This window comes from Clostridium acidisoli DSM 12555, assembly GCF_900176305.1.
Classification (GTDB): domain Bacteria; phylum Bacillota; class Clostridia; order Clostridiales; family Clostridiaceae; genus Clostridium_I; species Clostridium_I acidisoli.
In genome coordinates this window covers 1-24,077 of the sequence record NZ_FWXH01000008.1, presented here as the reverse complement: position 1 = coordinate 24,077, position 24,077 = coordinate 1, and the positions used below count along the sequence as shown (strand labels likewise).

Here is a 24,077-nt window from a genome sequence, read left to right as displayed (position 1 = left end):
AACTGGTTAAAGTTCAAAGAGAGATCTCTCTAGTACAATTACTAGCAACAAATTTATCATGCGTTACAATAATAACTGTTTTTCCTTTCTCATTTAAAACTTTTAATAAGTTTAATACTAACTTAACATTACTTTCATCCAATGAGCCCGTTGGTTCATCTGCTAATATTATTTTTGATGGCTTTAGCATGCATCTTGATATGGAGACTCTCTGTTGTTCTCCTCCACTAAGCTCATATATCTTTTTTTTCTCATAGCCATCTAACCCAACTTGATTTAATGCATTTTTTATCATATTTTTCTTTTCAGTCTTATTAGCTCTAACATACTTTAGAGCTAATTCTAAATTATAACCTACAGATTCCTCATCAATTAATGCGAAATTTTGGAATAAATAGTTTATAGTTTCTCTTAAAATTTTAACAGATCTTCTGCTATTTACTTTTACATTTTTTTCACCGTCAATTAAATAGTCCCCACTATCAAAACCTTCAAGTAATCCCATTATATTTAGAATTGTACTTTTCCCACGGCCACTAGCTCCTGTAATTGCAACCATTTCTCCTTTATTTATATCCAAAGAAAAGTTGTTTAAAATTTTATGTTCTCCATAGTGCTTATTTATATTTTTTAATTCAATTATACCCATGTAGCTAACTCCCTTTTATAACATTAGTTATATTTTTTTTCTCTTGAATTAGTATTAATACTATTGATGCTATCAATTCAAATAAAATTATAATTAATGATAATTTTATTTGAAAATATAAATCAACTAATCTAAAGCTATATAAACCAGCAGATATTAATATCCAACTAGCTAACATTAAAGCAAAATATTCTTTATACTTTTCAAAAATACCATATCCATGTAAATACCTAATTGCTAGATATTGTTTATATTGATTGAAAAAATTAAATACATTCTGCAATATAATTAAAATTAAACCTATTAATAGTAATAAAGCTATTCCTAGATATAGATACATTTTTTGTTTTACTGTAGAGCTATCAGCTGCTACCATCTCATTTACCTTTGAAATTTTAGATATATACTGAGAATAACCATATTTTTTTAATTCAGGCCTTATATTTTTATCAACACTAATACTAGAATCTAGTTTAATCTTAAATGGGTTGCCACTATATCCAAATACAATAGCATAATCGCTTAATCCACCATTATTTTCAGTTCTAATGTTTACAAAAGCATCTGTTACACAATTATTATTATTAGGACTTACATCTAAATTGTAACTAAATATCGATTGATTATTCTTTATCCATATAATTTTTATTTGTCTATTTTGTGCAAATGTATCATTGCCATATCCACTGTTCCAAAATTTATTTTTAGCTATAATAGCTTTTTCATATTTTTTATATTTTTCTGGTACCAGTATTATTTCCCTCTCATCATTTTCTGAAATACTCACAGCATTTCCGTTTATATCATAAATAGGATTTAATTTTAAATAGTTTTCATTAACCCAAACATTATCACTTTCATATGGATATTTGGTTTCTTTTAATCTCATTGGTCTAACCATCGGCGTAAATTCACTAAAATCAGCCAATATAGCACCTTTTTTATTGAAATATGTATATATCTGCTTTTGATCATTCAATGACTTATTGCTTCCCAAATATGTTCTAAAATCATGGGTGGCATTAGTTATCTCTGGCAGAACAACATAATTACTTACTTCATCCCATTTTTCAAAGGATTTAGAATATATATTTGTAAATGCACTAAAATCTTGCATAATAAATTTCATTACTATAAAAAAACCTATTATGAATATTATTTTTATAACATTATTGAATACTAATATCTCCTTTGTTGGCTGTTTATTTTTAATCATTGCTGATATTCTTATTTTATTTATATATATAAATGGTATACTCACAAAAAATATCAACAATATAAGTTCAACAATATAATTCAAAAATAAAGTTCCTAAAAATATACCTACATATTTATTGTAATTTTGGAATTTAGTCAAGCATAAAATTGCTGTTATTATAATTTGCGCTAATATTTGAATAAACACTACTCTTTTAAGATATGATGTGTATATATCTAACTTAGTAAAACCCAGCATTTTTTTTATTGCTATTTTTTTATAGGATTTTAATATGTCATATACTATTATAAGCATACAGAAAAAGTACAATCCCAAAATTATAAACCATTCATATGAAAAGTTATGTTGTTCATAATTATCACTTATTGCTCTATTTACTCCGTTTATATTTAAGTCTTTATTTAAATCTTTAATAAAATTATTTAAATCGCCTGCTTTTTGAAATTGAACATAGCAATAACCATCTAAGAATCCTGTATCAGCAAGATTTGATAATGCCCTCACTTCAACAACGTCTTCATTATCAATTGATGCAATTCTTCCTATTTGTTTGCTATCATTGGTTTTCTCTGTGGATAAAAATAAGTTGCTTTCATTTTCACTTATTTTAAAACTTCTTCCTTCTGACAAGCTTAAATTGGTAAAATAATTTAAATTATTGAAATATACATATTTTACTAACTTATTTATGGTTTTTCCGTTCTTAATTTCTTCATTTTCTCTTGAGTAGTATATATTTCCTTTATATTTATCTAAATCTTTCTTCATTATTGCATATATTTTTTTTTGATTTTCATTCGTTACTACATTAGGAATTGTTATCTTATAACTATTATCTAAAGTTCCCTCAATATTTTTTATGCTATTTACACATTTAATTTCAGATTCACTAAACAACATAAAAAAAGAGAACATTGAAATTAATATTACTACAACATAAACTAGCTTTTTCAATGTCCCTTCCTCCTTTTAATTATTCACCGTAGCCTGCATCCCAACTTGTTTCACTATATACTGAAATTTTAATTATTATACTATTATATCTCTTATTTGTTTCAATGTACATTTTTTACAAATAATCAACTATATATGATATAATCAACTTTCTTTGTATTAACTGTATATTATTTTTCGTATAGCTCCTGTGCCGCACCCGCATAACGGTTGTTTTATTGTTTCGCCTTCTTAGCATTTTCAGCAGACTAAAGTCCATAATAAAGAGAACCGCCATTTCTGACGATTTTCCATTCCTTATAAATGATTAAAATAAAAAATTTGGAATTAATGATAATTTTTATTGGAATTATATATTGGATATGTTATGTTATTTTTAAGACAATAAATATAAATGTTGCGTTTATAAAATATACAATGGAGGTGACTATAATAAATATTAAAAGTTTATCATTGCTGTTTAATTTAATAGGAATATTGTTTATTGTATTAGGTCTCATATTTGGGAAAAATGCGAAATTATCTAGAATTTTTTACATTATAGGTGCAGTAAGTATGTTTATTGATGCATTCATAATTTTTAATATTAAATAAATTCAAGGAAGTGAACAAGCGAAGCATAGGTGAAAACCCTTCACCTATGCTTCGCAATTTCTAACTATTATGAATAATCAAATCCCCTTGTTTATCATACTGTAAATAAAAGTTCACCGTAAGTTGGTAATGGCCAAAGTTCACTATCGACAATAGTTTCGAGTTTGTCAGCTACTTCTCTCACTGCTCCCATCTTTTCAAATACATCAAATTTATAGAAATGTGCTTTATCATAAGCATCTCCATCTAAACCTTCAGCCTTTTCTGCTGATAGCTCAAGTGCAGCTATGTTAGCTTTTAATGAGCTTAAAAGAGTGTCAGTTTCAATTAAAAGTTCTTTTTGAACACTAGCACTAGCCCCTGCTGCTTTTACAGCTGAAATTGACTCAGCTAAGCTAGTTTCAAATTTAACAACTGCAGGTAAAATTTGACGTTTTGCTATCAAAAGTGTTGTTGCTGCTTCTATGCTTATTGTAGTTGCATAGTTTTCAAGAGTTACCTCATACCTTGAATGCATTTCTTCCTTACTTAAAACCCCGAATTTTTCCATTAACGCTATATTTTTTTCTGATATTAAAGCTTTTGCTGCTTCCACAGTAGTTTTTACATTTGGTAAACCTCTTTTTTCTGCTTCTACTACCCACTCGTCTGAGTAACCATTGCCATTGAATATAATTTTTTTGTGTTCTTTTACAATTTCAGTTAATATAGCTTGGCTCTCTGCCTTTACATCCGAAGCTTTTTCAAGCCTATCAGCTATTTCAGAAAGTACATCGGCAACTATTGTGTTTAATACCGTATTACAATCTGCTATGTTACCTGATGATGGTACCATTCTAAATTCAAACTTATTTCCTGTAAATGCAAAAGGAGATGTTCTATTTCTATCAGTTGCATCTTTAGATAATACTGGAAGCGTTGAAACTCCAAGATCTAAATCAGAAGCCGTCTTCAAAGAAGTTGCTGGACCATTTTCAAGTTGTTCAATTATATCCTCTAATTGGTCGCCTAAAAATATAGAAATAATTGCTGGTGGTGCTTCATTAGCTCCTAAACGATGATCATTTCCTGAATTTGCTGCTGATGCTCTAAGTAAATCAGAATATTCATCTACAGCTTTTATAACTGCAGTTAAGAATAATAAGAATTGAGTGTTTTCATTTGGAGTTTTTCCCGGATTTAAAAGATTTTCTCCATCATCTGTATTTACAGACCAGTTATTGTGTTTTCCTGAACCATTTATGCCTGCAAAAGGTTTCTCATGTAATAAACAAACTAATCCATGCTTTAAGGCAGTCTTCTTCATAACATCCATAACAACTTCATTATTGTCAGCTGCAACATTTGTTGCTATAAAAATTGTAGCTAATTCATGTTGTGATGGAGCAACTTCATTATGTTTTGTTTTAGCTGAAATTCCAAGTTCCCAGAGTTCTTTATCTACGTCCTTCATAAAATCAGAAACTCTTTGTTTTAATGATCCAAAATAATGATCATCTAATTCTTGTCCTTTAGGAGATTTTGAACCAAATAATGTTCTTCCAGTAAAGATAAGATCTGGACGTTTATCATACATTTTTTTATCAATTAAAAAATATTCCTGTTCCGGCCCTAATGTTGTTAACACCTTTTTAGTTGTAGTATTTCCTAGTATTCTTAATATACGAATTGATTCTTTTGAAAGAGCTTCCATTGAACGAAGAAGTGGTATTTTTTTATCAAGAGCTTCTCCTGTATATGAAACAAATGCAGTTGGAATATACAGTGATCCATCCCTTACAAAAGCAGGTGATGTTACATCCCATGCAGTATATCCTCTTGCAGCGCATGTCGCACGAAGACCACCTGATGGAAATGATGATGCATCTGGTTCTCCTTTAATCAATTCTTTTCCTGAAAACTGAAGTAAGGCTGTTCCATCTCCACTTGGTGCTATGAAAGCATCATGTTTTTCTGCTGTAGTGTCAGTTAAAGGCTGGAACCAGTGAGTAAAATGAGTTGCCCCTTTTTCAACAGCCCAATCTTTTAACGCAGTAGCAATTACATTAGCTACCTCTAAATCAAGTTCTGTACCTTTTTCAACCGTCTTTTTAAAAGCTTTATACGTAGCTTTTGGAAGACGTTCTTTCATAACTGCATCTGTAAATGCATTGGAACCATAATTTTCAATAAATTTTACCATTTGAAAAATCCCCTTTCTAAATCAAAGCAAAGTCTAGCAATCTGCCATTTACGATATTATTAATAATTATATTATTATTATAGTATTATTATTAATAACATACAATATTTTTTACGTATTATATATATATGTGTTGTATTTATTGATTTTTTATTAACAGTCTTATTTTAGTTTATTCACTTATACTAACTTTTGAAACACCTATAATTTATTTAAACATATTTAAAATTAAAGAGGTTTTCCTAGAATTATTTACACAATTCTAAGAAAACCTCTTTAAACCTTCATATTATTTTTCTTTGTATTGAAGAGCATCTCTGCCTTCCTCACCTGTACTTACCCTAATTACATTCTGAACATCATAAACAAATATTTTGCCATCCCCAATTTGACCTGTGTGTAATACTTTTTTGGCTACATCTACTACTTCTTTCACAGGTACATCACAAACTACTATCTCCACTTTTATTTTTTGAAGCAAATTCATCTCCACGGTATTTCCACGGTAATATTCCTTATGTCCTTTTTGCATTCCACATCCTAAAACATTTGACACCGTCATACCTGTAATACCAATGTTATTTAAAGCATCCTTTAAATCTTCGAATTTACTTGGAGAAGTAATAATATCTATCTTTGCAAGCTTTTCGCTCATAATAAAGCCCCCTCTCTATATTACTATTATACTAATTTAAACCACCATATGCATCTTCACCATGTAATGAAACGTCTAATCCTGCTTGTTCTTCTTCTTCAGTTACTCTTAAGCCCATAACAACGTCAATTACCTTTAATATTATAAATGTAACTACTGCTGCATATACAATTGTTGCTCCTATACCTACTAGTTGTTTTCCAAGTAAAGCTATATTTCCATGAAGAACACCATTATCTCCAGCAGTATTTATACCCTTCCATGCAAATATACCAGTTGCTATTCCACCCCAGATACCGCCAATGCCATGACATCCAAAAGCATCAAGCGCATCGTCATAACCTAATTTTGCTTTTAGGAAAGTAACTGAGCTAAAACATATTACTCCACCAATTAATCCTATTAGTATAGATGCTAATGGACTAACAAAGCCAGCACCTGGTGTTATTGCAACTAATCCTGCTACAGCACCACTAGCAACACCTAAAGTAGTTACCTTTTTTCTATGAATGTATTCGCAGACTCCCCAAGCAAGTGCTGAAGCTGCAGCTGCTGTATTTGTAGTAATAAACGCATTTAGTGCTAAATTATTTATACCTAATGCACTTCCTGCATTAAATCCAAACCATCCAAACCAAAGTAATGCTGCTCCAAGTACTGTCATTGGAATATTATGAGGTGTAACTGTTTCTTTTCTTTTTCTTGCTCCAAGCATTATTGCGGCTACTAAAGCTGATACACCGGAGCTAATATGAACAACATCTCCACCTGCAAAATCCAATGCTCCTAAATTTCTTATCCATCCATTAACTCCCCAAACCCAGTGTGCTAATGGATCATATACTAATGTAGTCCATAGTACTAAAAACACTACAAAAGACATAAATTTCATTCTCTCAGCAATTGCTCCTGAAATTAACGCTGGAGTTATAATTGCGAACATAAGTTGAAATAACATAAATGCTTGATGAGGTATTGTAGCTGCATAATCTGCATTTGGTACAAATCCTACACCTTTTAATCCTGCAAATTGAAAATTACCTATAATTCCACTGATATCTTTACCAAAAGCTAAAGTATATCCTACTAGTATCCATTGTAATGATACTATTACTACAGCCACATAACTGTGCATAGTAGTGCTTAATACGTTTTTCTTTCTTACCATTCCAGCATAAAACAATGCTAAACCTGGAGTCATTAACATAACTAGTGCGGTTGAGAAGATGACGAATGCTGTATCGCCTGAATTTACTCCATTCATAAAAGAACCCCCTTAAAATATTAATTTGATAATAAATTATAAAGACTATTAAATGTAAATAACTAACTTGTTTATTATTGTACTGTTTTATTAATCAATTGTCAATTATTTTATCAAAATAATATAAAAAATATAATTTTATTGTGTATTTTCATTGATTGTAATTCTTTTATGTTATTATCACTATGATAATTAGTATTCCATTGTTTACAGATGTACATTTTATAAAAGACATGATACAATTATAATTAATTTTATCACAGGAAATTCCATAACATGTTTATATTCTCAAAAACAAAATATGTGGAGGTAAATATGAATAAAAAAATACTTTTAGTAATAATCACAGCTTCTGTTCTTTTAGCTGGATGCGGTAATAAAGTACAGCAAAATGAACAATCGTCCTCAAATAAAACAAATGGCAGTCAGACAGTTTCCAATTCTTCAAATTCAAGTTCCGCTACAAATGCATCTGCAACTAATAACACAGTTACAAGAAATAATACAATTAACTATAATCAATACATCGGAAAAACTTGGATTAAGAAAAATGGCAATTATAATACTTCGTTTTGCATTTCTAGCATTGCAAATGGGAAAATAACAGGATATTTATCTTCATTGTATGGTGGGGCTGTACCTACTACATATGATTTCAAAAAAAATTTTACTGGAACAATTAATAAAAACACAGCCCAATGCCAATTAAGTGATTCTAACGGAAATAAAGGAACTATTATATTAGTTTTTAATCAAAATGATGAAATAAAAGCCACCATTAATCTTACAGCTAAATCACAAAATACTGATATGCAACCTCAGGAAGGAACCTTTGAATTTATACCATATAATCTTAGTAGTATAAAAGGATTTAGTCTTTTAAAAAACCAGTCTTTTATGGTAAATTTAAATTCATGGGGAAATGTCAGATTTGTATCGGGAAAACTTACAGCTGGCAATCATATACCTGTTGTTTTTTATTTAACGGATACCAAAGGAAATATTCTTTTTGATTTTAATCCATCTCTTCCATATAACGCTGATGTTAATGCTGTTTCCTTTGTAGATTTGAACAAAGACAGATTAAAAGATATAATCATTATTGTTGATTACAATGGTGTCAATGGTGTTTCGCAATTAGCCACTGTTTACTTCCAAAAGGTAGATGGATCGTTTATTAACTACCCCAACATAGATGAAAAAATAAATAATTCTGGTAACAATAAAAGTGTAAAAGACGTAAAAAACTATCTTTCTCAAAACCTTAATAAGTGATTCGCCTAAAACAAACTCTTTTAAAACTATAACAGCGGAAGTTAGTTTTTCAATTAACCTAGTTAAATTACCACGTAAAAACACCCCAAAATTCATTTCTGAATAATGCGGTGTTTTAAATTTTAAACTATTTAGTTTGCAACATCCACCTTCCTCACTATACTTATAACAAAGAAGATAACTGCAAATAAAAGTATTATTCCTAATTGTTTTGACACATCCATAAGTGAACTTCCACTTATAACCTTTGAAACTGCATCCATTGCCCAGGTTGTTGGAACAAAATTTGATATATTCTGAAGCGTGCTCCCCATTATTTCTCTTGGCCAGAAACATCCTCCAAGCATTACTATAGGTGTTGCTACAAGTCCAATAGTTGCATTTGCTTGATTTAGGTTCTTAGCATTACTACAAATAGCTACTCCCAAAGCAACAGATGCTACTCCAAACAAAGCTAATACAACAAACAAATTAAATATTGATGGTCCTATAGCACTATGAAATCCATATTTCATTATTGACAATATTGCAGTTATTTGTATAACCATAACTATTATAAAGCTCAATATGCACTCTAACATGTATTTGCCTGATTTAACTCCGCTGGCAAACAACCTATTGTAAACTCCATATTCTTTATCCTTCAAAATAAGTGTAGTTACCATTGTGCTTAAATATACCATACTCATAATTAAATAACCTAAAGTTGATGAAGAAGCTTCTTGTGAGTCCATTTTTCCATCAGTGTATTTGACTTCTCTTGAAAAGTCTCCTTTTTGATAGTCCTTTAAGCCATTATAAAATTTTGTGTTATCACCATTTGATGCTTTAGCTATATTTTTAGCTGCATCGGTAAAACTATTAACAAAATACTGAACGGATGAGGCGTTTGATGTTCCTTTAATACTGTACATTTGAATTTTACTACTATCCTTTTGGCTTAATATATCGCTTGTATAGTCTTTAGGAATGACTATTGCCGTATCAATTGTTTGGTTTATTATCATATCTTTTATTTGGCTCTTTGAAATTACAGTTATTGTTCCCTGCTTTTCTAAACTTTGTTTAAGTATAGCAGTAAGTTTTGTATTACTATTATCTACAAGCCCAATGTTTAAATTAGCGGTGGTACTAGCAGACATCATCTTAATTATTAAAACAATAGCTACAATTGGTACTACAAACATAATTATTAAGTTGGTTTTTTTTCTAAATATCCTCTTCAAATTATTAAAAAATATGGTCATGCAAGCTTCCTCCTTCCAGCAGCTGCTGCTATTATTAAAGCAATGGCTGCCATTATAAACATTGTTATTATTGAGTTTTGAGCTACCACCTTTGACCCGTCATAAATTGTATTAAAAAGTGAGGTTTGTGCTAACTTATTGGGAACATAATTTAATAAAGCACTGTCACCTATGGATACCTTATAGTATCCTCCAGAAACAAACGTACATATTGGAACAAGTATTCTTAGAAGCCCAGCTCCCTTATCTACATCGCCCATTATTGCCCCAAACATTATTCCAATTCCAGTTGCTAAGGTTGATAAGCCAAGCATAGCAAGTAAAACGGTAATTGGATTGCTTCCCCAGTTTGCTCCATACACATACTTAGTGAATAAAATTAATGCAATTGCTTGAAGCATTAAGAAAAATATTTCACCTAATACTAAACCTACCAAATGCTGCATAGTGCCTGTTGCAGTTGTCTTTATCCTTTCCCCTACCTTCTTAAAAAATAATTCATCTAAGTCTACACATCCATAACTAGTTCCATACATTAATGTGAGAACTAACATTGTAATTGCATAGTAATCAATTGCTCTTGGTGTTTTACCAGCTATATCCAAATAGTTTTCACTAACATTTTCACTAGTTTCATAACCTATATTTTTTTTAGCTATTTTAGAAGAAACCATTGTAGTGTTTGCTCCACTATTGAAACTATCAATTACATTTTCAATTATGCCGTTTCTTACGCTATTGGTTTTGTCCTCATATAACTGTATTTTTCCTTTTTTATCACTTTCAATATTACTAGAGTAATCTTTATTAATATATATAAGTGCAGTACCTTTACCAGCATTAACAAGTTTTTGCCCCTGCTCATAGGAACTTACAGCTTTAACGTCCAGTATATCTTTTATTTCCTTATTATTTAAAAAGGTATCAAAATTCTTAGATATTTCGTTTTTATCATCATTTAGATAATAAACAGTTGTTTTTCCAAAATCTTTTACAGAAAAAGCATCTGTGCTTTTTAATGCAGTGCCTAAAATTAAAATTAAAACAATTGGTAATAACATAGTTCTTATGAATGCTTTTCTATCACGAACCTTTATTTTAATTGTGCTTAACGCTATATATAACCAGTTCACAAACCATTCCTCCTTAATCTCTAAGCTTTCTTCCTGTTAATGTTAGGAACACTCTCTCTAATGTTGGCTTTTCAACATTTATGGAGATTATTTTACTTTTTGCCTCAGCTATTTTAGCTGTTATGGCACTAATATTTTCACTATTTTTTTCTGATGTCACTGCTACTTCATTTCCATTTACTTCACAAGCTTTTACTCCATTTACTAACTTTATTTGTTCAACTATTTTTTCATTAATATGGGACAACTCCATATCTATTTTATCTTCATTCAAAATTAACTCTTTTAGCTCCTCATTTGTTCCAGTTGCAATCTCTTTTCCATGGTCTATAATCGTTATTCTACTACACAGTGCCTCTATTTCTTCCATATAGTGAGAAGTGTATATTACCGTTGATCCCATTTCATTTAATTTTTTTACTGATTCTAATATATGATTTCTAGATTGTGGATCAATACCTACTGTTGGTTCATCCATTATAATAAGCTTTGGTCTGTGAACAATTGCACATGCAATGTTAAGCCTTCTTTTCATACCACCTGAATATTGTCCTGGTTTGTCTTTTTTTCTGTCCCAAAGTCCTGTAAAATCAAGTGCTTCTTTAACTCTTTCCTTTAAAACAGTGCCTCTTAACCCATTCAATTTACCAAAAAACTCTACATTTTCATAAGCTGATAATTCTTCAAAAACTGCTATATCCTGTGGCACAACACCAATTTGTTTTTTTATGTCTGTTTCTGTACCATTAAATTTCTTTCCAAAGATTTTGATTTGTCCTCCATTTACCTTTGTTAAACCTATTATAGTATTTATAGTTGTAGATTTTCCTGCACCATTAGGACCTAAAAGTCCATATATTTCACCTTCTTCAACATTTAAATTAAGGCTATCTACCGCAACAAAATCTTTGTATCTTTTTTTTAAATTTTGGATTTCTAATAACATACTTGTATCCTCCTAACCAAGTTATATTTACTATCTATTATGCTTATATCATACAAAAAAATTTCCGCACTAGTTAGTGAGTATTTGCACTTATCCATATGACATTTGTAATATAAATGAGTGCAAATCACATGACAAAAACACCCACAAGTAGTTTAATACCTGTGGGTGTTTTTATGGATGAGTTCAATGGATGATTATATACGATGTAGTTTTTCTGTTAAAGTTTATATACATCTTATGTTAATGTTCAACGGGTAGGAGGTGAGGAATTCCTTATAATATCCTGATTTAAATACATCTTATGTTAATGTTCATAATTGGTTTAACGCATTATTTATTTGACATCTGAATATTTTGTTCATGAAGTCATATGCGCTCTCGCGCAAACTCTAGATGTGTACATCTTATGTTATTGTTCAACCCGAGGGAGATTACATTATAAAGGGTGTAAATAAATTTAAATACATCTTATGTTATTGTTCAACAATTGCTATTGAAAATAGTATAAGCAATTCATTTTAATTTAAATACATCTTATGTTAATGTTCAACAGACAAATAACTGATACTGCCGTAAATCTAACTTAATTTAAATACATCCTATGTTAATGTTCAACTAGGATTGCTAAGAAATCTACTTATGGTTAACACCAATTTAAATACATCTTATGTTATTGTTCATAATTGGTTTAACACATTATTTATTTGGCATCTGAATATTTTGTTCATGAAGTCATATGCACTCTCGCGCAAACTCTAGATGTGTACATCTTATGTTATTGTTCAACTATAATTTTTGATACAGTAAATAGAAAATATGAAGAATTTAAATACATCTTATGTTAATGTTCAACTTAAAAAATTATTTTGAAAATAACCATTACATTGTAATTTAAATACATCTTATGTTAATGTTCAACCTGATTTTCTTCAAGCTAAAGCAATTGGTAGCCATAATTTAAATACATCTTATGTTAATGTTCAACAAGCCTAGTTCCATAGCTAAGTTATAAATTTCTATAATTTAAATACATCTTATGTTAATGTTCAACGATTTTTGTTCTAGTTGTAAGCTTATATCATCATGATTTAAATACATCTTATGTTAATGTTCAACTTCGTACTTGTCCATTTCATCTACAGGCTTATCGATTTAAATACATCTTATGTTAATGTTCAACAGATTTGGGTATACATAGTCCTAGTACGGTTGCATAATTTAAATACATCTTATGTTAATGTTCAACACAATGTCCCCAAATAATAACTCAATACATAGATATATTTAAATACATCTTATGTTAATGTTCAACAGAAGCTATGGCAGATGGATTAGAAGCTGTAGAAAAATTTAAATACATCTTATGTTAATGTTCAACTAGTTCTTTAAATGTAAACATTAATAATATTGCACAATTTAAATACATCTTATGTTAATGTTCAACAAATACTCTATTGTTCATATTTAAATGTCTAGGATTTATTTAAATACATCTTATGTTAATGTTCAACATATTTCCGAATGGATTATTGTAGACGGAAAACAATTTAAATACATCTTATGTTAATGTTCAACAGTCATATGCATAATGCAAAAATATACACATGTGGATTTAAATACATCTTATGTTAATGTTCAACAGTGTTGCAAATGTCTTTCTTCGTTGCTCTGCGGATTTAAATACATCTTATGTTAATGTTCAACTACAGGTTTTCCGCTATTATCATGCCATTCGATACTATTTAAATACATCTTATGTTAATGTTCAACTTATTCCATATGGAAGTTACAAAGCTAGAAGCAAATTTAAATACATCTTATGTTAATGTTCAACTCAGGTATTTCTCCTTTGGATGGTAGTTTCCCAAGATTTAAATACATCTTATGTTAATGTTCAACATAGTCTGTCTGAGGTTGCATAATGCCACCTTTAACATTTAAATACATCTTATGTTAATGTTCAACTATATTAGCTAAAGTAATAGAAGCACCACAAGTTATTTAAATACATCTTATGTTAATGTTCAACTGTTTCTCTTTCCGTTTCTATTTGCCATATTTGCATTTAAATACATCTTATGTTAATGTTCAACTTGCTTAATCATCCGATACTATCCTAACCTGTTCCACATTTAAATACATCTTATGTTAATGTTCAACAATTTTTTTAACAAACTAACTGGTTTTTGTGTTGGGATTTAAATACATCTTATGTTAATGTTCAACAAAAGATAACTAATAGGGATAGTATATTCACCGTCATTTAAATACATCTTATGTTAATGTTCAACTTACTTCAATTATATATCCGCTTGAAGTGCTTAATGCATTTAAATACATCCTATGTTAATGTTCAACATTTCAATGTCAAACAAGCTTGCTTTACAGTCTTATTTAAATACATCCTATGTTAATGTTCAACATTCTCCAAGACGTTTAACAGCATTACTATAAGCAATTTAAATACATCCTATGTTAATGTTCAACGAGAAGTCTGGGGATATGCTACTGTAGAAAAAGATTTAAATACATCCTATGTTAATGTTCAACTAATGGACAGATAACGCATCTTAAGACAGATTCATATAATTTAAATACATCCTATGTTAATGTTCAACTACTGAAAATAAGCCATTCTCTATTTTCATTATACTCTCTTAACCCGCATTAATAAAGACTTTCCCTGAAATTTTTCCAACCGATTTTCATTTTTGGAAAAAAGCATATAAAAAGTGCTCCAAAGCATTGATTTACAATAGATTGAAGCTCTTTAATTTATTATGGCGGTTGGAAAAATTCATCTGATTATAGTTGTAAAATTGTAATTTAAAGGATTAAATCCTCTGTATTTTTTTCATTTATACCTAAGGTCTCCTCATCAAAGCAATCACCATTTATAAGCTTTATTATGGTTACAAAGTCCGTACCTTCAATTATCTTATTAATTTCACTTTTTAATTTTATGAAATTAGCTGGGGTTATTGTGCCCCTAAACACAGAATTTTGGTGATGATGAAAATACTTCTTGCATACCTTAAACACCTTATTTACTCGTTTCTCATTTACATCATAAAACACAAAGGCATAATTAAAATTAAAGTTTTTCCGCACTAAACCATCTCCTTCAGGCTAAAAGGCTTAAATTCTTTACCTTCAAGTATAAATTTTATAAGTTTATATCCATCCAATTTTATTGCAGTTTTGTAGGATACCTTTCTCTTTAATTTATTATGCTGAAAAACCTCATCAAATCTTTCTTCTATGGCTTGTACAAATATCTTTTTTCCAGCGGTATTTAATAAACAATAATTATATTTTCTATCAAAATGCTTAGTAACCTGAAGTTTTTTAGTATTGACCAGTTCAAATATAGTTTTATATACTATGGCTGGCTTAAATACTTCTGATAAATCTAAACTTAATGAAAATCTGCCCTCAGAAGGTTCGTGTAAAAAACTTATAGTTTGATTTAAATGAGTATTGTAAATTTGAGCCACTGTTTTAGAATACAAAATAGAATTACCAAAAGAGATAAGAGCATTCATGGGATTATCTGGTGGTCTCTTTACTCTTTTATTAAACACAAAATCCTCTGGAAGAAAATATTTAAAATCGCTATAAAATCTTTGCCAAGTTTCACCTTCCACTCTAAGTATCTGTTTTATACTTATCTTATCATTTTGCAAATACAAAGGAACAGAATTTTTTATCCAATCTAAAGTTTCCTTAAGTTCGCTTTTACCATGTCTGTAATAGTGATATAAAACCTCATATATGTTATCTGCAATTCCCTGTACAAAAGCCTTTGCTATAACATTCCTTTTATTTAAAAACGCCTCAGCTTGCTTTATTGTTAAATTACCGCTTACAAGATTCTCTTTAGGATAAAAGGTTCCGCTGTAATATCCATAATAATTAAAGAAATGAATTGTAATACCTGCTTTGGCGGCTAGATCTAAAAACTTGCTATTTACATTTACCTCATTCATACAATATATTTCTTTTACTGATTCTATAGGCAAATAAGAATTACCCTTTTCATTCTTAAATAATATGGAATTATCTTTTCTTTTAATATCCCCCATACTCATTATATATTTTGTTCCACTGCCCACTATTTCCACTTCCTCATCAGCTTATTTTATCGGTTGCTAATTATTCATATAAATCCACAATCCTTTGAATTTTAAGTCGCTTGAATTTCACTCTAGCATCTTATACATAACAGTATTCATAATATGCACACTTTTTGCATTTCTTAACTTCATAGGTTTTGGGAGGCATCTCACTTTCCATAAGCTTTTCCATATCTATCTTTAATTTTTCTAATTCTTTTTCTAGTTCTTCCGTAAGCTCAACATATAATATTTTTTTATTTTGTTTGTTTTTTTCTTCAAATTCAATTTTACCTTTTCTCTCAATGCCTTTGTCCTTCAATATCTTTAAATATAAAATAACCTGCCACTTAACAGCCTCTATATCAGCATCAGATTTTTTTATTTCAACAAGATATTCATCAGTTATCTTATCTATTTTTACATTATCTATTGAAATTTCAGTATTCTTTTTACCCTCGCTTTTAAGCTCATGAAGAATTTTACCAATGCGAACATCCTCACTGTTATCTTCAAGATTGATTCTATTTCCATGAAGCCAAAATTGCCGTTTGCAATGAAAGTAATAATTTATTAGAGTTCCATTTATTTTCATAGAATATCACATCCAATTGTCTCACTTTTGTTTAACTTATCTCTATCAAACTTACCTTCTGTAAAATAATTTTCTCCATTTTTTATCCAATATATATTTCCAGCAAAATCATTGTATGAAATTGATAAATGCTTTACCTTGTATATAAAATAATTCATCTTTTCATTTACTATAGAAAGTTTAACCTTCTTTTCAGCATACCCAAGCTTGTTGTCCTTTAATAACTCAACGTATTCCTCCCAAACTTCATGCCCATTTAAGATTTCACCATTTTCAAGTTCTATATCTCTGCTTAAAAAAATTTGATACTCCTTATCCTCATCTTCTATAAGCTGCATTCTTTTTTCTATACCCTTAAAATCTAATTTAAAAATCATTTCTTTTCTAAATTCATCAATATTCCTATCATTTTCCTTCTTTAAACCTTTTTCTATTCTTTCCATAACTAAATCATAAAATTTAGAAAAGTTTTTGTTTACTAACATATCTCTTATTTCTTTATTTATAAGCGTAATGTCTTTTTCTTTTCTATAATCTCTCTTATAAACATAAGTAGCTTTATCTAAATTAAAAAAGTATACTGTACAGTCATCTTTTTTACAGGAACGATTTATTCTTCCAAGGAATTGCTCCTCTGCATCTAGTATAGACATATCCTTAAAACCGATGTCCATATCAATGTCAACACCAGCCTCTATAACCTGCGTTGCTACAAGAATTATATTTTTTTCTGCTTTAACCTGTTTTATTATTTTATTTCTCTCAGCTTTATTGTCATCACCAGTTATAAGCAGTAACTTTCTTTCTAGCTTTTCATTTTTATTGATTTCAAGCAAAGCTTTAAAAAAATTCATAGCCGCATTCTTATTTATAAATTCAATTAATATGTTCTTATTAGAGTTTCTTGATATAGCTATAACCTTTTCGTTTATCTTTTCTATTGGATCTTCTTCGTTTAACAAGGAAAAATCTAATTTAACTCTATTCCTAAAGAGTGAATTTTCAAAGTAGTTACTCCTATTTTTAATTAGCTGCACAAAGCTTTTATCTGAATCAGTTAATTTATCAAGTCTTGGAAGGGTGGCAGACATTATTATTATTTTAATATTAAGTACCTCTGCATATTTTTTTAAGAATATAATTATTTCCTTCCAAAGATTGTTTCTATAACTTTGTATCTCATCTAAGATAATTACGCTATTTGCAAGATGTGCTATTAGAAACACCGCTTCTCTGCTGTTTCCAAATAAGTGTGTAAATAGATTTATGTGCGTAGTTAACACAATAGGATAATGAAAAAATTGTCTATCTAAAAGTGATTTATCATAATCTACTTTTTTCTTTAACTCCTTATTATATATCTCTTTGCCGTCCTCTTCCTTATCCTCTGTCATTATTGGTGTTATAGAATTTATGACCGCAATTTCTCTTTTTATTTCATTATTGTTTTCAAATATATCATCCAGAGAATTTTTAGTCTGCTCTACTAAAGTATTAAATGGGAATATATAAAAAATCTTATTTAAACTTTTACACTTTTCAATCAATTTAAAAGCTAAGTTTATTGAAGTATTAGTTTTTCCAGCTCCTGTAGGTGCTTCTAAATAAAATATACTCTCATTAATTGCTTTCTCTAAATTTCCCTCTGCCTCCAAAAACATTTCTGTTCTAAGTCTATTTATATCATTCTTCCCAAAGGGACTTTCTCCATTTCCTTTTAAAGCTTCTTTGTGAAGCTGTATTTTCTCATATATTTTGCTATTTTTATAAATAGAGTAGTACTTATTTATATCTTTAATAGTCCCCATATGATCTATTTTTTTGCCAGTACTGTAGTTTGAGGTTGCGTAAAAATCAGAAGCTGTAAGAAGAGAAAAAAGAAGCTTTGAATAAATATATACTTCAATGGATTTCCACTTTTTGTCATTTTCAATATCCACCATTGCTTTTTCTATATTTTTATATACTTTTTGAAAAAAACCATCAGATTTTTCTTTAAGTTCCCCTTTATAGCTTCTATATAAAGCTGCTTTTTCTTTATAATCACTAAACGCATCTAAAAACTTTTCTCTAAACTCTGCAAAGTTTTCTAAAGTTCCGTGATGCTTTGATATAATGTAGGAATTTAATGTTAAAAACAAAATAATTGTACTTGAACTGCTTTTTTCTATACCCTTAACCCTTTCTAAATAGTAATCAAAATATATGCATGCAGAAAGCATTGAATGTTTAGAGTGCACAGTAAGAGTATCTATATCATTGAATTTCGCATTTTTCATTTTAAAAAGCTGAAATTGTTCATTAACCTTACCAATATCATGCATGTATATTGTATTGACTATTAGTTCCTTCCAAAGCCCTATTGCTACTTTATCTGAATGTTTAAAAAAACTTCTCTCCAGTCGTAAAAACACATCATCTAAATTTTTTTCTGCGCAGAGCTTAAAAAAATAACTGTAGACTAAATCTATATGAGCTTTGAGCTTCTCTCTTCCATCTTTCTTTAAATGAGCATAAAGTTCATCTAAATCCGAAATATTTTTCTCTATATCAAATTTTTTCACATCCTCAAAATACATGGTTGCCTCCTAAAATAAAAATAGATTTTTATCATCACATGAATAAACCGTACACTTCTCTTTTAGTTCAAGACTTGCATTAGTAAATACCATTCTCTCTGTTATATACTGATTTGTACTTTTCTCTAGAAGTACAGGCAATCTTTCTTCGTATTTCCAAGTAACCTCTTCTTCTTCAAATATATCTAAGCCATCGCTCTTCAATATTTCAAAGTGTTTTTTAAAAAACAGGCTGTGAAGCTTATAAGCCTCTTTTTCTTCCTTAAGTTCAACTTCTTCTGCATCTTCTATATCAGCAAAATGATCATTTTTTCCAAGGTAAGGTATAAAAACAAAACTATTTTTTTCAAAGCTCTCCGCTATCTCATTGCCATAAATATTTGAATTTAACTCCACATATATTTCCCAACGCGGTTTTTCAAGCCATTGCTCTGTAACTATTAGATTTCCTCCTGCTTCTTTTGAGGCATATCCAACGGAATTATTGAAGCTCTGCACTCTTTTAGGAACATACGCTCTTTCATTTAAAGGCACTATAGCTATTTTTATGTTCTTAAGCTTCTCATAAAAATCTGGATAAACAGCTTTTTTATCCTGCTGATTATAGCCCCCAAAGCCCAAAGCTGCACCGAGTATACCTAAAACTGCTATTTTGTGAATATTTCCATAGGTAAAATACAAATATGTATTTACGTCTGGTTTCTTAAAAAAAGCCGTTTGTCCTTTCAGTATAAATTTTAAAGCTTTCATGTTTTAGAGCACTTCCCTTGTAAAAATATTAAAATACTTTGTTTTTTCTAGCTTATTTGCAAATTCAGTAGTTAGTGGATTATAGTATACTTCAATACTTAAAATTCTATCTGAAACCTTGCTTAATATGCTGTCAAACCCTAGAGTTATAACATTTTTACTTTCTCCTTTTTCAAAACGAATATATTGAGCTAAATCTGGCAAATATAAATCCTCTTTTGTTTCAATAAATATTGCAAGTTCATTTTCGCAACCAAGCTTAGAGTTCGTGTTAAAGGCTGTTGCTGATATTATTGCTGCTTCTTTAAATTTATTGTAGTCATCTTCCGTATAGCCTTCTGTCACTTCCATTTTCACATAATCTTTATAAGCAAGTGGATTAATTACAAAAGGATAAAAGTAATGTGCTTCGCTGCTTACAATTTTAGTTCCCAAAGTAGTTGAATTAGCAGCCTCTTTATCATCTTCTCCTCCAGTATTATTTTTTTCCTTGCTGGCATCCCTAAATGGTGACAATATTTGCTGCTCCTCAACACTTGTATCTTCATATTTATTAAAGCCCTGACCTATTTGCACTGCCCCTGTTATAGCTATATTATTTCCTTCTTCAGCAAAGGTTGCTCCAAAATTTTTCACATCTACTGCACTAAATAAATTTGTGATAACCTTTTTACTATCCTTTTCCTTTTTTAAATCCTTCACCTCAAATATCTCTTCATATCTTTCTTTTAGGGATTTGGGTCTAACCTTTACGCCTTCCTTTTTATCCTCTTCAATTTTTAAGGATTTTATATACAGAACCTTTTCTCCATTTTCATCCCACATCTTTTTCATTGGGTATTTTAACGCTTTATCACTTCCAAAAATGTCACCATTAAATATAGATTTTGGATGTCCACTAAAATCAGCATTCCAATTTGCCATAATAGATTTTATTCCTATAATTCCGTAAACTCTTTTATTCATGATCTTTTCCTCCTTCAACTTCACCTTTTCCATTTTCAGTTTTGCTTTTTTCATATATCAGATTGCTATACAGATATCCTGAAATCAGTAAATTTTCATTTAGTTTTCCTTCTGGTATATAGCCTAAAATCATCGTTCCTAAATTATTAAATCTTAAATTTCTCTTTTCTATAGCATAATCATACTTTTGAAATAATCTAATTATCTCTCCATTTAATCTTTCATTGCTTTTACAATTTAATATTGGATTTATAAGAGAATGCATTTTTTTACTTGATTTATTTAAAGATATTAAGTAACTTACAGCCTGTCCAACAGCAAAATAATATTCATCATCACTTTCAATTTTATCTGTAGTATCATTATTTATTTTTTTTCTAAGCTTATTAGATAATTCCATTGTAATATCTGCCATGTTTTTCACTCCTTTGAAATATTCTAGCACCCCACTTCTGAGGTTATACTGTTCTTTAGCCTTTATCAAATATTCATTACTTATTGAATTTTTTATTAAACACATGGTTAATTTGTCAAAACTCTGCTCTATTACACTTGAATTTCCCTTGTAAAACCATGCAAAAAAAGCCTCTCTATACATTAGTAGATTTTCCTTAACTATAAAATCATTTAATCTTATATCCTTTGGCTTTGAAAAATAGTTTCCAGATAAAAACTTATTAAAAAAGGTGGAATTTATATTAGCCTCAAGCTCCTTAAGATTCTCTATCTTACCGTAGTCTAAAGTTTGTTTAATCTTCGAATAGTCTATAGGGATTACCATTTTAACTTGCAAATTGTTTATTTTAAATCTCATTCCCACTATATTATCAAAATCGTGAATTTCAAGTTCTTTTCCTTTTTGTATTCTCAAAAAATGTCCATTAAAATCTTCTTCTAGGAATTGTCCTTTAGGCAGGCACTTTATTTTATCGTCACTTACATATACATTGTTTTTTCCTTGATTTGCATTATTCATTAAGTAATCAAAAAACTTTTTCTGCTTACTTACCTCTTCAGTGGATATTAAATATGGAAGTGTGTTTTTACGTGATTTATTTTCAAGATATGGCTTTTTAGCATTAAGCCCCATATTGTCATTTGGAAGTCCATAGGTTATGCCTTTAATATTTATATTGTACTGAGTGCTATTATATATATTGGGAATTACATACTTTTTACTTTCCCTTCTATATTCCTCAATATCCGCCTCAAAAAATATCTTAAGATAATTTTTTTCTTTATTTTCCTCTCTAATTAAATTTTTTATATGTTCTTTAATCCATGTTTTATTTTTTTGAAGTTTTTCTTCATGAACTTTTCCAAATTCCTCTTCAACTTCCTTATACATTTTTTTCTTATTTTTATCTTTTTCATATTTTTTCATAGGATTTAGAAGTATATCATAGTATGCATCTATAATATCTTCTGTAAGCTTTTCCTTTATGCTGTCCTTCTTTATAAAAAAAGACAAATAATTATTGCTGTGAATTACTTTACTCGGATCGATTGGCTTGTTCATATCAATTAGCTTTGACAAATAATCCATTTCTGCAAACTTATCGTAGTAATCATAGGTCTTATCATTATTATTCTTAGTAACCTTAAATTCTTTTTCTACATCTCCATTTTCATTTACCAATAGATAAGTTCCTTCTTTTAAATAATAATCTTCAAAAATATAATCTTCCTTGTCTTCATCATAAATGCCATAAAATTTATCCATACAATCCTTAAGCATTTCTTATCACCTCCTACATCCATTTGTAGTTTACATATCCCAACCCTCTGCCATTCATCTCCAACAGTCCTACACCAAGTGCAAAATATAAAAGTTCTTGTGCTAATGAATTATTTGCTGCATATAAAGTCACTTTATCGCCAAGAAGTTTAACACTTTTATAGTTAACCGATATAGGTTTCTTATTGTTAAATTCAATCAAGTTAAATATTTCTATGTCTTCATCAATTTTTTTACCAGTAACTTGAATATATTTTTTTATTAAATTGTCTGTTAATCTTTTTTCAAATTCCTCTACAGAGTGATTATTTTTCCAATAGCCATCTTCGAACTTTTCTATACACGGCGTAATGGTGTATATTTTTTCTATATTCTTTTGAGAAACAACTCTTTTTTTCACTGTGAGAATCTTAAATTTATCAGTATATTCATTAACAAGCACCTTTTCAAAATGACTGCACAGCTTTTCATCTACAGTTCTTATTTGAAAACTATATATTCTTCCCTTAAAATAAACTTTGTTTCTTTCAATTGGGTACAATGCGTTAAATACGTATTTTTTGTAGGTATTTGTTTCATGAAATTCTGCCAATTCTGAATTTTTAGTAAAACTTTTATCTATTAGTTCTGCTATTGATTGAAGAACACTTTTTTCTTCTATATTTTCAAGAAGATATACTTTTAAAGAAATTTCATATACTTTTATCAATTTTATTCACCTCCCTGCAATATTAAAATCTCAATTCTATAAAATACCTACATTAAATCAAATATTTTATGGAGGATATCATTTGTTTATTACTCTTAATCTTTTGTAAATTGCTTTATAATTATATTTTATATCTCCATAAATGGAATTTCAATACTTTTTTAAAAAAATATATCAATAAATTTGATGATTAATAAAAAAGGAACTGCAATGGCATTGTTACAATCATTGCAGTTCCTTTAAATTCTACATTACATGTTGATATTCAAATTCTATAAAAAAATATATCAAAAAATTATTTAAATACATATTATGTTATTGTTCATAATTGGTTTAATACATTATTTCTTTGGCATCTAAATATTTTGTTCATGAAGTCATATGCACTCTCGCGCAAACTCTAGATGTGTACATCTTATGTTATTGTTCAACATTAATAGCTTTGACAACAGAATACAATAAATTAAAATTTAAATACATCCTATGTTATTGTTCAACATATTA

The 24,077-nt window shown here is 29.1% G+C and carries 17 protein-coding genes and 1 CRISPR repeat array; of the genes, 1 reads left to right on the top strand and 16 read right to left on the bottom strand.

The window, feature by feature from the left end; all coding sequences use genetic code 11:
• Positions 1-13 precede the first annotated feature (13 nt).
• The 5 genes from B8978_RS11380 to B8978_RS11355 form a co-directional block, all read right to left on the bottom strand.
• Positions 14-649, bottom strand: coding sequence for a putative bacteriocin export ABC transporter (locus B8978_RS11380; RefSeq protein ID WP_176212682.1), 636 nt, complete (start codon positions 647-649; stop codon positions 14-16).
• Between the two features lie 4 nt (positions 650-653).
• Positions 654-2,822, bottom strand: coding sequence for a DUF1430 domain-containing protein (locus B8978_RS11375; protein ID WP_084116154.1), 2,169 nt, complete (start codon positions 2,820-2,822; stop codon positions 654-656).
• 688 nt (positions 2,823-3,510) lie between these two features.
• A complete protein-coding gene (locus tag B8978_RS11365) occupies positions 3,511-5,598 on the bottom strand; it encodes a glutamine synthetase III family protein (protein ID WP_084116152.1) in 2,088 nt (695 codons plus the stop codon).
• 289 nt (positions 5,599-5,887) lie between these two features.
• Complete coding sequence (locus tag B8978_RS11360) at positions 5,888-6,253, bottom strand: P-II family nitrogen regulator (protein ID WP_084116151.1); 366 nt, start codon at positions 6,251-6,253, stop codon at positions 5,888-5,890.
• A 31-nt stretch (positions 6,254-6,284) separates the two neighbouring features.
• Positions 6,285-7,517 (bottom strand): ammonium transporter, encoded by a 1,233-nt coding sequence (locus B8978_RS11355; RefSeq protein ID WP_084116150.1) that lies wholly within the window; start codon positions 7,515-7,517, stop codon positions 6,285-6,287.
• 315 nt (positions 7,518-7,832) lie between these two features.
• On the opposite strand from B8978_RS11355, the gene B8978_RS11350 reads away from it, so the two are divergent.
• Positions 7,833-8,792: a hypothetical protein gene (locus B8978_RS11350; protein WP_084116149.1), complete on the top strand. Its 960-nt coding sequence runs from the start codon at positions 7,833-7,835 to the stop codon at positions 8,790-8,792.
• Between the two features lie 131 nt (positions 8,793-8,923).
• Here B8978_RS11350 and B8978_RS11345 read toward each other — a convergent pair whose 3' ends face one another.
• The 11 genes from B8978_RS11345 to cas6 form a co-directional block, all read right to left on the bottom strand.
• Positions 8,924-10,039, bottom strand: coding sequence for an ABC transporter permease (locus B8978_RS11345; RefSeq protein WP_084116148.1), 1,116 nt, complete (start codon positions 10,037-10,039; stop codon positions 8,924-8,926).
• Positions 10,036-11,172, bottom strand: a complete 1,137-nt coding sequence (locus B8978_RS11340; RefSeq protein WP_084116147.1) for an ABC transporter permease — start codon at positions 11,170-11,172, stop codon at positions 10,036-10,038. Before B8978_RS11340 ends, B8978_RS11345 begins: the two co-directional genes overlap by 4 nt.
• Before the next feature lie 13 nt (positions 11,173-11,185).
• Positions 11,186-12,118 carry an ABC transporter ATP-binding protein gene (locus B8978_RS11335; protein WP_084116146.1) on the bottom strand — a complete coding sequence of 311 codons (933 nt, stop codon included), beginning with the start codon at positions 12,116-12,118 and terminating at the stop codon, positions 11,186-11,188.
• Between the two features lie 225 nt (positions 12,119-12,343).
• Positions 12,344-14,739: a CRISPR direct-repeat array (repeat unit 30 nt; unit sequence ATTTAAATACATCTTATGTTAATGTTCAAC).
• A 208-nt stretch (positions 14,740-14,947) separates the two neighbouring features.
• Entirely contained in the window at positions 14,948-15,232 is a 285-nt protein-coding gene (gene cas2, locus B8978_RS11330) for a CRISPR-associated endonuclease Cas2 (protein WP_084116145.1), read from the bottom strand.
• The gene (cas1b, locus tag B8978_RS11325) at positions 15,232-16,236 is read right to left on the bottom strand and encodes a type I-B CRISPR-associated endonuclease Cas1b (protein WP_139796048.1); all 1,005 of its coding nucleotides are present in this window, start codon (positions 16,234-16,236) and stop codon (positions 15,232-15,234) included. Before cas1b ends, cas2 begins: the two co-directional genes overlap by 1 nt.
• 100 nt (positions 16,237-16,336) lie before the next feature.
• Entirely contained in the window at positions 16,337-16,831 is a 495-nt protein-coding gene (cas4, locus tag B8978_RS11320) for a CRISPR-associated protein Cas4 (RefSeq protein ID WP_084116144.1), read from the bottom strand.
• Positions 16,828-19,410 carry a CRISPR-associated helicase/endonuclease Cas3 gene (locus B8978_RS11315; protein ID WP_084116143.1) on the bottom strand — a complete coding sequence of 861 codons (2,583 nt, stop codon included), beginning with the start codon at positions 19,408-19,410 and terminating at the stop codon, positions 16,828-16,830. Before B8978_RS11315 ends, cas4 begins: the two co-directional genes overlap by 4 nt.
• A gap of 9 nt (positions 19,411-19,419) precedes the next feature.
• Complete coding sequence (gene cas5b, locus B8978_RS11310) at positions 19,420-20,160, bottom strand: type I-B CRISPR-associated protein Cas5b (protein ID WP_084116142.1); 741 nt, start codon at positions 20,158-20,160, stop codon at positions 19,420-19,422.
• 3 nt (positions 20,161-20,163) lie between these two features.
• Entirely contained in the window at positions 20,164-21,126 is a 963-nt protein-coding gene (locus B8978_RS11305; RefSeq protein WP_084116141.1) for a type I CRISPR-associated protein Cas7, read from the bottom strand.
• Positions 21,119-22,864 (bottom strand): type I-B CRISPR-associated protein Cas8b/Csh1, encoded by a 1,746-nt coding sequence (gene cas8b, locus B8978_RS11300; protein ID WP_084116140.1) that lies wholly within the window; start codon positions 22,862-22,864, stop codon positions 21,119-21,121. Before cas8b ends, B8978_RS11305 begins: the two co-directional genes overlap by 8 nt.
• Before the next feature lie 13 nt (positions 22,865-22,877).
• Positions 22,878-23,573 carry a CRISPR-associated endoribonuclease Cas6 gene (cas6, locus tag B8978_RS11295; protein WP_242950544.1) on the bottom strand — a complete coding sequence of 232 codons (696 nt, stop codon included), beginning with the start codon at positions 23,571-23,573 and terminating at the stop codon, positions 22,878-22,880.
• Positions 23,574-24,077: the final 504 nt, after the last annotated feature.